This is a genomic window from Methylobacterium sp., from assembly GCF_028290105.1.
In the GTDB taxonomy this organism is placed as follows: domain Bacteria; phylum Pseudomonadota; class Alphaproteobacteria; order Rhizobiales; family Beijerinckiaceae; genus Methylobacterium.
Genome location: NZ_JAQGKL010000067.1, coordinates 1 through 14622, shown reverse-complemented (window position 1 = coordinate 14622; position 14622 = coordinate 1). Strand labels below are relative to the sequence as shown.

Below are 14622 nucleotides of genomic sequence, written 5' to 3'. Positions count from 1 at the left end.
TTCTCACGGGAGGATTTCTTTGATGACGAGGCTGTTTTCTTCGACCAGCGCGTGGAACGGCTCCAGGGTGCGGACGTCCACCCCCTCGCTGGCGTGGCGCTGGGCGAGGCTCATCACGGCGGCGGCCGCCTCGTCGACCGGGGCCGCGATCGACTGGATCAGGGTCTCGGTCAGTTCGTTGACGGTCAGCCCCGAGGAGATGCCGGAGGGCGGCGCCTCCAGGGCGAAGCGCTCCTGAAGGCTGGCGCCGAGTTCGACACCCATCAGCGAATCGAGGCCGATCTCGGAGAGGTGGCGCACGCGGCTGATGTCGTCCTTGGGCAGGCGCAGGATGCGGGCGATGTCCTCCACGATGGCGTCGGCCACCGTCTTGCGCACCGCGTCGATGTCCTGGGTCTTGAGCAGCATGCCGATGTTGATGGCCGCCACCGTGCCGGCCTCCATCTGCTGGTCCGAGCCGAGTTCGGCGTAGCTCGGGCTCTTCATGGTGGCGAGACGCTCGCGCGCCTTGCCCCAATGCATGGAGGCGATGGCGATGACCGCGTCGTCCGGGCTGCTGCCCTGGCCTTCCAGCGCATCGGCCATGAGGTCGAGGCAGTGGCGGGCATCCATGGGCGTGACGCCGACGCGGCCGGCCAGGGTCTCCATCACGGCGCGGTTGCGGGCGAGCACGCCGACATCGCCGATGGCACCCCAGGCGACGGCGAGCGCCGGCAGCCCGAGCTTGCGCCGGCGGCGGGCAAGGCCTTCCATGAAGCCATTGGCGGCGACGTAGGCGCCCTGGCCGGGATTGCCGATGAAGGTCGTGGCCGAGGAGAACATCACGAAGTAGTCGAGCGCGCGTTCGCGGGTCGCCGCGTCGAGATGCTCGGCGCCGATGACCTTCGGGCGGATGACCGCGTCGAGGGCGGCGGCGTCGATGTTGGCGATGAGGCCGTCCTGCAGAACCATCGCCCCGTGGATGACGCCCGCGAGCTTGCGGCCCTTGCGCTCCACGTCGGCGATCAGGCCGTCGACGGCGGCGCGGCTGGTGATGTCGCAGGCCATGGCCGCGACGTTGACGCCGCGTCCGCCGAGATCGGCCACCACCTGCTTGGCCTCGGGGCTCGCGGCCCCGTTGCGGCCCACGAGGACGATGTGCCTGGCGCCCCGGTCCGCGAGCCAGCGCGCCGCCTCGATGCCGAAGCCGCCGAGGCCGCCGGTGACGAGGTGCACGCCCTCGGGCGAGATCGCGAAGCTGGATTTGGCCGCCTGCATCACGCGGCCGGGCTTGGGCGGCGCGATGACGATCTTTCCGACATGTCCCGATTGCTGCATCAGCCGGAAGGCGTCGGAGACCTCGTCCGCCGTGAAGGGCTGGAACGGCAGCGGCTTCAGGCCGCCTTCCGTGAACAGCGCCATCACCTCGCGGAAGAGGCGGGCCCCGTCCTCGCCCTGGTGCTGGAGCACCTGATCGAGGTCGACGCCGAAATACGAGAGGTTCCGGCGGAACGGGCGCAGGCCGATATGGGTGTTGGCGACGTAATCGCGCTTGCCCAGTTCGATGAAGCGGCCGAACGGCTTGAGGACGTTGAGGCTGCGCTCCATCGCCTCGCCGAACAGGCTGTTGAGCACGACGCCGACACCGTCGCCGGTGATGCGGCGGACATCGTCCACGAAGGCGAGCGAGCGCGAGTCGAGCACGTGCTCGGCGCCCAGCGCCTTGACCAGGGCCCGCTTCTCGCGGGACCCCGCCGTGGCGATGACGCGGGCCCCCTTCAGCTTGGCGATCTGCAGGGCCGCGAGGCAGACGCCGCCGGCACCGCCATGCACCAGCACCCACTCGCCCCGGCGCAGGCGGGCGCAGCTGACGAGGCCGTAATAGGCGGTGAGAAAGGCCACCGGCACGGTGGCGGCGGCCTGCGCATCGAGGCCGGGCGGGCTCGGCGCCACCACGAGTTCCGGCACGACGATGTGGGTGGCAAAACCCGATTGCGCGAAGGCGACGACGCGGTCGCCGGGCTTGAAGGCCGCGACGCCCTTGCCCACCGAGAGCACGCGCCCGGCGACTTCGAGGCCGAGGCGCGGACCGGCAAAACCGTCCTCCAGGATCTCCTCGGGCAGCATCGAGAGCGCCCAGAGCACGTCGCGGAAGTTCAGGCCGGTGGCCTCCACCGCGATCTCGACCTCGCCACGGCCGGGCGCGCGGCGCTCCGCCGGTCCCCAGGTCATCTCGTTGAGGCCGCCGGTGTTGCTGCGCTCCAGGCGCGCGGCCGGGGCCGGCACCGCGTCGGCGGCGGGGCGGCGCGAGAGCTGGCCCGGCGAGAACCGGATCACGCGGGTGCAATCGGCGTCGAGGATGATCTCGGTCTCGAGGGTACCCGAGAGGATGAGGTCGCGCAGGCGCTCGGCGGCGGCCTTGGTCGACAGGGCCTCGGCGAGGTCGATCCGGCGCACGTCGAGGTTGGCGACCTCGTTGGCGAGCGTCCGGGTGAAGGCCCAGACACCGGCCTCCACCGAGCCCGTCGGATCGCCGGCGTCGCGGGTCGCCCCGGGGCAGACCACCCAGAGGCGGGTCTGCCGGCTGCCGAGATGCTCGACGCAGCGCTTCAGGCTGAGGCAGCGCTCGCGCAGGCGGTCCGCCGCCGTGCCCTCGTGGTTGAAGGCCCCGGCGAGGAACACCACGGAATCCGGGGTCTCGCGCTCCAGTTCGAGCAGGGACTGCTCGGAATCCAGGATGATCGAGACGTGGACGCCGCTCGCCACCAGCAGCGTCGCCAGCGACGAGGCGGTCTCCGCCGCGAAGGCGTCGTGCGAGCCGATGACGAAGGCGAAGGTCTGGCCGGCGGCGGGCTTCGTCCGCGCCGGGGCTTCGGCGATGAACAGGAGGTCGTCGCCGTTGGCCGAGACCGCGCGGTCCACCGCCACCCGCACGAGGCCGCTGTCGCTCAAGGAGCGCTGCCAGCCTTTGATGTCGTCGAGACGGCCGGCCGGCATGCCGCCGGCCTCCTCGAACCAGTCGGGCGTCAGGCCGAAGACGAGGTCGCGGAAGAGCGAGGCGCCGGGCTCGACGGCGATGAGGAAGCCGCCGGTGGCGAGGGCCTCGGAGACCTGGCCCAGCAGGGCGCGTTCCGAGCGATGCAGAACGTTGCTCGCCAGGATCACGTCGAAGCCGCCGGCGGTCAGTTCGGACGGGTCCTCGATCACGGTGACGCCGCGCGGCAGGGCGAGGCGGGCGCGCTCGGCGAGGCGCCGGTCGGCCTCGAACACCGTGAGCTGCGCCTCGACCGAATCGGTAAAGCCCGCGGCCTGCGCCGAGAGCGGACCGAACCCGACCTGGAGCACCCGCAGGGCCCGGTCGCGGGGCAGGGCGGCACGGCCGGATTCGACGAGTTCGGCGATCAGGTCGGCCGAGGCCCGGGCCGTGGCGCTGCGCAGGATGAAGGCGTCGAGGGCGTTCTGCGACAGGGTCGGGGCGACGGTGAGGTCGCCCGCCAGCAGGCGGCCGACCACGGCGCCGATATCGGCGGTGAGTACCAGTTCGGCGGAGAGATCCGGATGATCCGCCGCGATCCAGCGCATGATCTCGTCCGGCGCCGGCAGGCTGACGTCCTTGCGCAGGGTCCAGCGCGTCCCGTCGAGGGTGGCGAGATCGCTGCTCTCCAGGGCGAAGAGCGCATTCAGCAGCCAGGGGCGCATCGCCTCCGGGATGCGTTCGTCGATGGCGACGGCGCCCGAGCGCTGCAGGCCCTCCGCGAGGCGGTAGGCCATCGAGGTGGCCCAGCCTTCGAGGAGGAGGTGGCCCGGCGCCAGGGGAGTCTCGGCCGATGCGAAGGCCGCCTTGACGGCGGGCCGGACCGCGTCGCCGATCCGCTGCCCGCGGCCGAGGGGGATCGCGGTCGGCTCGGTGGCGAGTTCGGGGCGCTGCCCGATGGCGTAGGCCGCCAGTTCGTTGCCGGTCTTGGCGCGCAGGGCCTGGAAGCGGCCCTCGCGCAGGGTGGCGACCACCGCGCCCTCGGCATCCACCAGGGTGAAGTCGGCCAGGATGCTGCGCTCGTTGGCGCGCCGCGTCTTGATCATCGCCCGGGCGATGACGGCGCCGGGCTTGACGAGGCGGATCTCGCCGAAGCGCACCGGCACGTAGGCCTTGGTGGAGCCTTCGCCCATGAGGCCGGCAAAGAGCAGGATCAGGCCGTGGAAGCAGGAATCGAGGCGCGCGGGCACGAGGCCGAAGCGGAGATCCGCCTCGGCCGGCACCAGTTCGGAGACGATGGTGGTCTCGTCGAGGCGCGCGCTAAACGCGACCTGCCGGAAGCTCGGGCCGAAGCCGAGGCCCGAGGCCGCGGCGAGGCGGTAGAGTTCCTCGCCCGCGACCGCGTGCTCCTCGGGGATCTGGATGTCGACGGGGGCGGGGGCCGAGAAGCTGCCGTCGATGATCTTGGCGGCGGCATGGATCTGCCAGGCGGCCTGGGTCAGGCGCGGGCGGCTCAGGATCTGGATGGCGTTGCCGGAGCCGGCGACGCGGACCGCGACCTCGCGCAGGGATTCCTCGCCGAACACCATCGGCGACTGGATCTCGAACTCGGCCAGGACGACGCTATCGCTCTTCAGCGTCTCGCGGGCGACTCCGAGCGCCATCTCGATGAAGGCCGCGCCGGGCAGGATCGCCTGTCCGTCGATGCGGTGATCGTCGAGGTCCGGCACCGTCGCGATGTCGACGTGGCCGTGCCATTCGAGGCCGTCCGGCGTGAGCCGCGAGCCGTAGAGCGGATGGTAGGGGCGGGGGGTCGCCGCGCCAACGCCCTCGGTGGTCTCGGCGAGGCGGAACGGCCGGCGCTGCCAGGGATAGAGCGGCAGCGCGACGTCGCCCTGCGGGTTGCGCCCGAAGACCGTCTCCTCGTCGACCGCCGCGCCCTGGACGAGGGCGGCAGCCACCGTGCGGGCGATCGGGTCGCCCCCGGCGGGCTTGCGGTGCAGGACGCCGATGGTGGCGTTCTCGATGCCGAGCGGCTCGATGGCGTCGCCGATATGCGAGAGCAGGGTGGCGCGGGGGCCGACCTCGATGAAGACGCGGGCGCCCTTGCGGGTCGCCTCCTGCACGGCCTCGCAGAAACGCACCGGCTCGCGGATGTTGCGCCACCAGTAACCGGCGCCGAACTGCTCGCCCGCCAGCCCCTTGCCGGTGACCGTGGAGACCATCGGAGTGGTGGCCGCATGCGGCTTCAGTCCGGCGAGATCCCGCAGGAGCGGCTTCTCGGTGGGGTTCATCAGCCGGCCGTGGAAGGGGTATTCCAGGTCGAGCTTGCGCCCGCGCCGGCGCTTGCGCGCCAGCGCCTTCATGGCCGCGTCGATGTCCTCGACGGGGCCCGCCACCGTGATGGCCTTGGGGCTGTTGTAGGCGGCGATGTCGAGGCTCGGGTAATCCTTCAGGAACAGCTCGATCTCGTCGGCGGGCGCCAGCAGCACCGCCATGGTGCCGAAGCCGCGCGTCGTCTCCTGATGCTTGCTGCGGTAGAAGATGACCTTCACGGCCTGCTCGAGGCTGAGGATGCCGGCGGCCTCCGCGGCCGCGATCTCGCCGACGCTGTGGCCGAGGACGTAGCTCGGCTTCAGGCCGCGCGCGCGCAGGGCCGTGGTCGAGGCGCTGGAGATCGCGAAGATCAGCGGCTGCGAGACCCGGGTCAGGGCGAGGCGGGCGTCGAGGTCGTCGGCGAACAGGGCTTCCTTGAGCGACCACCCGGAGAGCTTCAGGAACAGCGCGTCGATCCGGTCGAAAGCCTCGCGGAACGCGGTGTTCTGCTCGTAGGCCTCGCGGCCCATGCCGGCCCACTGGCTGCCGTTGCCGGAATAGACGAAGGCCACCTCGGCGGCGCGGTCGACGGCGGTGCCCAGCAGGGCGGCCGGGTTGTCCTCCGCCTCGCCGACGGCGCGCAGGACCTCGGGGAGGTCGGCGCTCAGGGGCACGGCGAGGCGCGAGGACAGGCGCTCGCGGCGGTGGGCGGCGGCGCCCGCGATCCGGGCCGTCTCGGCGCGGTCGGCGCCCTCCAGGCGCTCGGCGTAGTCGAGGGCGAGTTCGTTCAGCGCGGCGCGGCTCTGGGCGGAGAGCAGCAGGACCTCGGGCGCCCGGTCGGGGGCGGTCTTGCCCGCCGCGACCTTGGCGGGCGCGGCGTCGGTGAGGACGATGTGCGCGTTGGTGCCGCCGAAGCCGAAGGAGTTCACGCCGGCAAAGCGCGGCTTGCCGTTGCGGGTCAGCGCCAGGGGCTTGTTCGTGACCGAGAGGTTGAGCTCGCGGAACGGGATGTCCGGGTTCAGCTCGGCCGCGTGCAGGGAGGTCGGAAACAGGTCGTGCTCGAGGGCGAGGCTGGCCTTCAGCAGGCCGGCGAGGCCCGAGACCGGCTCGGTGTGGCCGATGTTGCTCTTGATCGAGCCGATGGGCAGCGGCTCCTTGCGCGGGCGCCCGAGCTTGCCGCCGATGGCGCTGGCCTCGATCGGATCGCCCACCGGCGTGCCGGTGCCGTGGGCTTCCACGAAGACCACGGAATCGAGGTCGATCTCCGCCTCGCGGTAGACCTGCTCCAGCAGCGCCCCTTGCGCGTAGCCGGAGGGCAGCGAGATGCCGGTGGTGCGGCCGTCCGAGTTGACGCCGCTCGCCGCGATCACGCCGCGCACGGTGCTGCCGTCGCGCAGGGCCGCCTTGGCGGATTTGAGCACGAGGACGACGCCGCCCTCGGAGCGCACGTAGCCGTCGGCGCTCGACGAGAAGGCCTGGCAGAGGCCGGTGCGCGAGAGCATCTGCGCGTTGGAGAAGCAGATGAAGTTGAAGGGGCTCGCCAGCAGGTTGACGCCGGCCACCACGGCCGTGTCGATCCGGCCGCTGGAGATGGCGGCCACCGCCGCGTCGAGGGCGACGAGGGAGGACGAGCAGGCCGTGTCGACGGTAAAGCTCGGCCCCTTCAGGTCGTAGATGTAGGAGATGCGGTTCGAGAGGATCGAGAGGGTGTTGCCGGTGGCCGCGTAGGCGTCGCCCGACGATGTGTCGAGGACGCGCAGGTTGCCGTAATCGAGCGAGGAGGCGCCGACGAAGACGCCGATCTGCGTGCCCGCCACGTCCGACGGGCGCAGGCCCGCATCCTCCAGGGCCTCCCAGGTCAGTTCCAGCAGCAAGCGCTGCTGCGGGTCCATCTGCTCGGCCTCGCGGGGCGAGATGCCGAACACGCCCGGATCGAACGACCAGATGTCGTCGAGAACGCCGGCGGACCAAGTGTAGCTCTTGCCGCGCTCCTGGGCGCGCGGGTGGCCGAATCGTTCGAGCGACCAGCGATCATCCGGGATGCGGCCGACGGCGCAGCGCGCCTCGGTCAGGAGCTGCCAGAGCCCCTCGACGCTCGAAGCGCCGGGAAGCCGACAGGAGCGGCCGATGATCGCGATCTCTGTACGTTGTGTCACGTTCGATTCGCACACGCTCTTGAACGGGGGACAGGATCGACCGGCACCGCTTCCGCCATCCCGTCGACCCTTAATATGGCTCCCAGTTGCTGTCCAACCTGGGAGCGCGAAACCAACAGCATCACCGTCCGGAAGACGAAACCCTGTTGCACGTATTCATCGGATGATCCGACAGGGTTTCTCGATACGGTGCAAGGGAACTGCGCATCTTCTCGCATCTCCCTGGTTGTATTTGCACCGTCATCGACAATCCTGGTCGGGGAACCGACCCCGTCTCCGGCAGGGTCGCCGATGAACCCGCGAAAGCTGTGTCGCAAGGTCCGGACCGACCCTCGACACCGATCCTCCGGGTGGATCGGCGGCCGGACAATCGTGACCCGAGGCCCCTGTCACGGACCCCAGCGATGGTCACGTGGGTAAAGTCCTCGAATGCGGCGACTTTGCGATGCCACCACATCATGCTGCATTGCGGTATCAAATTCGATAACGCGCCGCATCCCGCGATAGATTGGGATTGTAGTACGGATCGGACCTGAGTTCCGCCCCCCAGCGCCGGCGCATCACCTCGATCTCGCGCTCGAAGCGGGCTCGCTTCTCGGGCGTGTCCTCGGCCCCGCGGCTCTTCGACTCGTGGTGGATCAGCCGCGCGTGGGGCGTCCAGACGTTGCGGTACCCGGCGGCGCGCAGCCGCAGGCAGAGGTCGACGTCGTTGAAGGCCACGGCGAGGTGCTCCGCGTCGAATCCGCCGCAGGCCGCGAAGGCATCGGCGCGGACGGCGAGGCAGGCCCCGGTGACGGCCGAGACCTCCTGGGTCAGCACCATGCGGGCGAAGTAGCCGGGCTCGGATTCGGGAAGGCCGGGATGGCTGTGGCCCGCGACCCCGCCGATCCCGAGGACGATCCCGCCGTGCTGGAGGGTCCGGTCGGGGTAGAGGAGCTTGGCCCCGACGGCGCCGATCCCGGGATCGAGCACGATCGACACCATTTCCCGCAGCCAGCCGGGCTCGATCACCTCGACGTCGTTGTTGAGGAACAGCAGGATGGCTCCGCGGGCCGCGGCGGCGCCCCGGTTCGAGAGGTCGGAGAAATTGAAGGCGCCGGGGATGGGCAGGATCCGGACCCGCGCGTCGCCGGCATGGCGCGCGAACAGGGCCCGCGTCGCCGCGTCCCGGCTCTCGTTGTCGACCACCACGACGTCGAGGGCCGGGTAGTCCGTGCCGGACAGGAGCCCCTCGAGGGCGACGGCGAGCAGGTCCGCCCTGTCGCGGGTGGGGATGATCACCGAGACCAGGGGCGCCGGCTGGGGCACCGGCCGCACCAGCCGGTTGAAGCCGAGGGGCCCCCGCGTCGCGGATGCTCCCAGGGGCGCGGCGATCTCGGTGAGCGCCCGCAGCCGCGCGGCCTCGGCCCGGTCGAGGGCGCGGTCCGAGAAGGTCCCCGAGCCGCCGGCCGCGCGCCAATGGTAGAGCACGCGCGGGATGTGCCGGATGCGGGCGGGGTCGAGCCCGGCGGTGAGGCGCAGGAGCAGGTCGTGGTCCTGGCTTCCCTCGAAGCCCGGCCTCAGGGCCCCGACATCCCGCAGCGCCCCGGCGCGGATCACGGTCAGATGGTTGATGTAGTTCTGCCCGTAGAGCAGCTCGCGGTCGAAATCCGACTTGAAATGCGGCTCGAAGCGGCGCCCGCGCCCGTCGATCTTGTCCTCGTCGCTGTAGATCAGCACCAGGTCCGGGTCCGAGCGGACCGCGGCGGCCACATGGTAGAGCGCGGTCTCGGCCAGGACGTCGTCATGGTCGAGGAAGGCGATGAAGGCGCCCGCCGCGTCGGCCACCGCATCGTTCGTGGCGCGCGCGATGTGCCCGTTCTGCGCCCTCCGGACCACCCGGATGCGCGGCTCCTCGCCGGCGTGGCGCGCGAGGACCCGGGGAATCGCCGGGTTCGTGGAGGCGTCGTCGACGATGCGGAGTTCCCAATGCGGGTAGAGCTGGGCCCGGACGGAGCGCAGCGCCGCCTCCAGCACCCGGGGGGCGGGGTCGTGCACCGGCATGACCACGGAGATCAGCGGGGCCGTCCCCGTCCAGGCGGCGATCTCGTCGCGGATGCGCTGGCGATCCGGCGGGGTCAGGGTATCGAACCGGGTGATCCAGGTCGCGTAGCCGGTCTCGCTGCGCTGCTGGAGCGCCCGCAGGAGCAGGGCCCGCCCGCGGACCTTGAGGCCGAGGCCGCGCCAGTAGACCGCGCGCGCCGTCATCGCGGGATCGCGGCGCAGGGCCTCGACCACGAGGGCGAGGCGGCTCCGGCGCCGAACCGAGACGGCGGAGATCCGGAACGGCGCCTCCCGCGACAGGGGCGACAGGCGCAGGGCGCGCAGGGCAGGGGGGAGCCGGCCCGTCCAGACGAAGTCGTCGCCCCCGGCCGCCGCCTCGGACAGCGTGACCGCCGACGGAGTCGCGCCGGAGGCTTCGGCGGGCCCCTGCGCCACGAGGGCGCCGAGAACCGCCCGGGCGACGCCGCCGCTGCCCGCATCGCGAAACCGGATCGTCGCCCAGGCATCGGCGAGGTCGAGGTCGGCCAGATCGAGCGTCAGGGCGGCGCCGTCCGCCACGAAGGCCCGGTCGAGGCGGCGGCCGCCCGGCCCGGGGAGGGTGGCCACCACCGGTGTGGAGGGCATGCTCAGCTGTTCCAGCCCTTCGAGACCGCGTCCCGCACGGCATCCGCCATGGCGACGTCGAAGACCAGCATCTCCTGGGCGGCCTTCGACCCGCGCAGGCGGTCGGCGAGCACCAGCGCCTCGGTGGGGATCGGTTCGGGGGTGGGGACCGGCGCGTCGACGCCGAGGCGGTCGAACAGGGTGGCGGCGAAGGCCTCGAAGTAATCGCGGTGCCCGACGATGCCGACGCGGGCGAGGACCTCGATGGCCACGATCGAATGCCCCGGCATGAGCCGGTCGTCGGGCAGCTTGGTGCTGAATTGCCGGGTCAGGGGGTTGTAGAGCATCCGGTAGGCGGTCTCCGGCAGCATCCGGAAGAAGCGCTTCAGGCTCCGGGCGTCGGAGAAATCGTACTCGGTGACGGCCTCGACGGCGTCGCGGATCTGGCCGACGCGCCAGACCTGCGCGGGGTCCGCCAGGACAGAGGCGCGGGCCCGCAGCCAGAGCAGGCGGCTCGCCATCTCCACGTAGGGATCGTGGATCAGGGTCGTGGTGAGGAGGTTGTCGCTGACGATGTAGCCCTCGTAGCGGGCCAGGGAGATCGCCCCCGACAGGAACGAGGACGTCAGCCAGGGGCTTTCGAACACGACCCGCAGCACCTCGTCCGGGAGGGCGCCGATTCCGAAGTAGCTCTGCTGGAACCGGTCGAGCAGCACGGCCTGGAGCACGCTGTCGCTGTTGATGCTGGTGTCCACGAGCAGGACCTTGCCCCGGATCGGGTCGGGGCGCGGCGAGCGCCGGTAGATCAGCACGTTGGTGTCGGTGTCGTAGATCTCGATGCGGCGCGCGGCGCTCAGGCCCGGAACCTGCTCGTCGGTGATCTCGAACACGCATTGGCCGGTGGGATGCCAGCCCTGCGCCCGGATCGCGTCGTCCACGAGCCAGGCTTCGAGCTCCGCGGCCCGGCGGCCCTCGAGGGCCACGTAGACCCGGCTGATCGCACCGGGATTGTCCGGCACGACCCAGCACCGGATCCGAAATCCGAGATCATGATCGACGTAGAATCGCATTCCTCAACCGTTACCCGCTGCACATCAGGCTCGCCGCGACGCGGATCGCGGCGCGAAGCCACTCCGGAACCGTCGAGCCGCAATCGACGGTCCGTCACGGTGCGCGGCAGCCCCGGGGAGCCGCCCCGCCTCCCGCACGAACCACCGATCCGATCCGCCGGCCTTAGCGCATTTTTCGTTGCGGCGCAGCGGCGTCCGGGTGCCCCGTCCCGTCGCGGCGCGAGAGCTCAGTTGCGCGGCGGGAGGGGAGCCTGGTTCGCGGCGCGAAGGGCCTTGCGTACCCCCGGACCCCAGGCTATAGCCCCCCTCACCGGCGCCGCAGGGCCCCGGTGAGGGCGCGTAGCTCAGCGGGAGAGCACTACCTTGACATGGTAGGGGTCACAGGTTCGATCCCTGTCGCGCCCACCATTCCAACCTGTTGGAATGATCGAGAAAAAGGGCTCCGGAAACGGGGCCTTTTTCGCGTTGAGGCCAGATCGGCGGAAAAGACTTCGCTCCGAGACGACCCGTCAGGATGGTCGGCGGCATGGAGATCGTCGCAACCGAGCCCCTTTCACGTCCCGCGTGGCCCGATCGCAGTCACGACGGCTCCTCCGTCGATAAGCGCGCGGTCCGGATCGTCGCGGTATTCCCCCGGCGTGTGGGGCGCCCCCGGCTCAAGATGGTCCATTAATAGGGCGCTCAAACGGAACTGCTTCGGCCGACGCGTGAGGACCGGCAGCGGCCGGCGCAAGGCCGAGACCCGATCGATCGGTCGCACCCGGATTCCGCCGAAGGAATTCCGCCGTCCGGACGGGCGCTTGCCCGAACCGCTCATGGTCCGATCGGTCATGCCGACGTGCCCCTGCGAGCTCGGGCGCCGTGCAGCGTCGGGATCTTGTCTGGCGAAGGCGCGTGATCGATGCTGCGCCGCACAGGCCAGCGTGCAGGGGAAGCGACACATGGAGACGATCGGCCGGGACCTGCGCGAGATGCAGCGCGTCCCCCTCGCGGCATCGCACATCGCCGCGCTTCGAGCGGCCGGCATCGAGCGGCATTACCCGGCCGGGACATTCCTCGCGCGCGCGGGGGAACCGGCCGATCGGTTCGTCTATGTCGAAATCGGCGAGATCGAAGTGGTGAATCCGTTCACGGACGAGCGTCACCTTCCGTCCACGCTGGGGCCGACGCAGTTCATGGGCGAGATCGCGTTCCTGAACGGCGGCAACTGGTCGATGCCCATGCGGGCGGTCCGGGACACGACCGTGGTCGAGGTGCCGCGGCTGGAGATGCTGCGGCTGATGTCCGAGATCCCCGAGATGTCGGACATCGTCATCACGGTCCTCGCCGCGCGGCGGCGGCGCCAGCTCGACTCGCAGGACGGCACGCTGGTGCTCATCGGCGAGGATCACGACCGGGCCGTCCGGCGCATCGCGGAGTTCGCGAGCCGCAACCGGCTGCCCTACCGGTCCTACGCGCTCGGCAGCCCGGACGCGGAGGCCGTCGCGCGGAGCTGCGCGATCGCCGCCGACCGGCCCGCCGTGATCTTCGGGCGCGACATCGTCGTGACGGAGCCGACGCCGGACAAGGTCGCCCACCTGCTCGGGCTCAACGTCAATCTCGTCGACGACGAAGCCTTCGACGTGCTCATCGTCGGCGGTGGCCCAGCCGGGGTGGCGGCGGGCGTCTATGCGGGCGCCGAGGGGCTGCGCGCCCTGGTGGTCGAGGATGTCGCGATCGGTGGCCAGGCCGGCACGTCCAGCCGCATCGAGAACTACATGGGATTTCCGACGGGCATCTCGGGCGCCGATCTCGTCTGGCGCGGCGAGGTCCAGGCGATGAAATTCGGGACGCGGTTCGCGATGCCGCGGCGGGTGGCGAAGCTCGAGCGGCTCGACGACGGCGCGTTCTGCGCGACGTTCGAGAACGATCAGCGCGTTCGCGGGCGCGCCGTCGTCGTGGCGACGGGGGTCCAGTACCGGCGCCTGCCGATCGACCGGCTCGAGGCGTTCGAGGGCGCGGGCGTCTATTATGCCGCGACGGAAATCGAGGCGCGCTACTGCCGGAATGCCGAGACCATCATCATCGGCGGCGGCAACTCCGCGGGGCAGGCGGCGATGTTCCTCAGTCGCTCGGCCGGGCATGTCCGCCTCCTGGTGCGCGGCCCGTCGCTCGCGACCTCGATGTCGAGCTACCTCTCGAGCCGCCTGGAGGCGGACCCGGCGATCACGATCGAATATGGCTCCGAGGTCAGCGCCCTCCATGGCGAGGATCACCTCGAAGCGGTGACGATCCGTGACGTGGGGGATGGAACGGTCCGCAGGATCGCGACCTGCGCCGTCTTCGTCATGGTGGGCGCCGCGCCCAACACCCGCTGGCTCTCGGGGCTCATCGCGCTCGATGACCACGGCTTCGTGCTGACCGGAGAAGCGGTCGGCGCCGGCTCGCCCTACGCGACGTCACAGCCCGGGATCTTCGCGGTCGGCGATGTGCGCGCCGGCTCCGTCAAGCGCGTCGCGTCGTCGGTGGGGGAAGGGTCGGTCGTCATCTCCAAGGTCTGGGACTACGTGCGGCACTGACGGCATCGCACGCCCGCGTCGGCGACGGACGGTCGTGCCGCCCGGACACCCGACCGCCGGAGCGCCACGGGCGGATCGGCCGCTCAGGGCCGCCCACGCGCGATCCGGCGCACCCGCGATCAGGAGTCACGGGCCCGGCGCCGTCACTTCTCGCGGAACGCCCGGCGTGCCTGATCCACGAGCGGCTTGGTCAGGTATGAGAACACGGTCCGGTCCGCTGTGCGGATGGCCGAGCAAGAGGGCGCTTTGCGGCGCGCCAGAGCCCCTTTACCTACGGGCAAGCGGCCTTGTGTCCGCGCAGGAGACCAGCATGCCCTTCGCTCGCATCGATCTCGTTCAGGGAAAATCGGCGGATTATCGGCGCACGATCGGCGATGTCGTCTACGAGGCCATCGTCTCGGCGCTCGGCGCTCCGAAGGACGACCGCTTCCAAGCCATCACCGAGCATGCGCCCGAGAACTTCATCATCGACCCGACCTACCTCGGCATCGCCCGGACGGCGGAGTGCGTCGTCATCCAACTCACCCTCAACGGCGGCCGCTCGATCGAGCAGAAGCGCGCCTTCTACAAGCAGGTCGCCGACGGACTGCACGAGCGGCTCGGGCTGCGGCGCGAGGATGTGTTCATCAATCTCGTCGAGGTCGTGAAGGAGAACTGGTCCTTCGGGAACGGCGAGGCCCAGTACGCGACCTGACCGCCGCGTCTTCCCGGCGATCGGCGGAGAACCGGTTCCGGGAGGCTGTCTTCCCGTCCGTGTAAGGATGGGGCATCGCCGGAGCGGACCTGGCCGTTGCGCCGCTCTGCTGGCCGCGAGCGACCGCTCCGGGCGTGCCCTGCACGCGGAACCCGCCCCTTCAGGTCACCGGACTGAGGTTGCCGTCGACGTTGATCGCGGTTCCGGTCACGTAGCCCGCGAGGTCGGA

The 14622-nt window shown here is 70.9% G+C and carries 5 protein-coding genes and 1 tRNA gene; 3 read left to right on the top strand and 3 right to left on the bottom strand.

Annotation, left to right across the window (positions count from 1 at the left end; all coding sequences use genetic code 11):
* Positions 1 to 3 precede the first annotated feature (3 nt).
* From JWQ05_RS04995 to JWQ05_RS04985, 3 genes are all read right to left on the bottom strand, one after another.
* Positions 4 to 7425, bottom strand: a complete 7422-nt coding sequence (locus JWQ05_RS04995; protein ID WP_299655436.1) for a type I polyketide synthase — start codon at positions 7423 to 7425, stop codon at positions 4 to 6.
* A 474-nt stretch (positions 7426 to 7899) separates the two neighbouring features.
* On the bottom strand, positions 7900 to 10092 hold the full coding sequence (locus tag JWQ05_RS04990) for a glycosyltransferase family 2 protein (protein ID WP_299655433.1): 2193 nt from the start codon (positions 10090 to 10092) through the stop codon (positions 7900 to 7902).
* Between the two features lie 2 nt (positions 10093 to 10094).
* Positions 10095 to 11090, bottom strand: coding sequence for a hypothetical protein (locus tag JWQ05_RS04985; RefSeq protein ID WP_299655430.1), 996 nt, complete (start codon positions 11088 to 11090; stop codon positions 10095 to 10097).
* Between the two features lie 384 nt (positions 11091 to 11474).
* Here JWQ05_RS04985 and JWQ05_RS04980 point away from each other — a divergent pair.
* From JWQ05_RS04980 to JWQ05_RS04970, 3 genes are all read left to right on the top strand, one after another.
* Positions 11475 to 11549 (top strand) — tRNA-Val (locus tag JWQ05_RS04980).
* Between the two features lie 533 nt (positions 11550 to 12082).
* The gene (locus tag JWQ05_RS04975; protein WP_299655427.1) at positions 12083 to 13699 is read left to right on the top strand and encodes an FAD-dependent oxidoreductase; all 1617 of its coding nucleotides are present in this window, start codon (positions 12083 to 12085) and stop codon (positions 13697 to 13699) included.
* A gap of 310 nt (positions 13700 to 14009) precedes the next feature.
* Positions 14010 to 14393 (top strand): tautomerase family protein, encoded by a 384-nt coding sequence (locus JWQ05_RS04970; protein WP_299655424.1) that lies wholly within the window; start codon positions 14010 to 14012, stop codon positions 14391 to 14393.
* Positions 14394 to 14622: the final 229 nt, after the last annotated feature.

Bases quoted from the DNA above. Each gene is read 5' to 3' on its own strand.
- JWQ05_RS04990 (WP_299655433.1), bottom strand. From the start codon at position 10,092: ATGCCCTCCACACCGGTGGTGGCCACCCTCCCCGGGCCGGGCGGCCGC.
- JWQ05_RS04975 (WP_299655427.1), top strand. From the start codon at position 12,083: ATGGAGACGATCGGCCGGGACCTGCGCGAGATGCAGCGCGTCCCCCTC.
- JWQ05_RS04970 (WP_299655424.1), top strand. From the start codon at position 14,010: ATGCCCTTCGCTCGCATCGATCTCGTTCAGGGAAAATCGGCGGATTAT.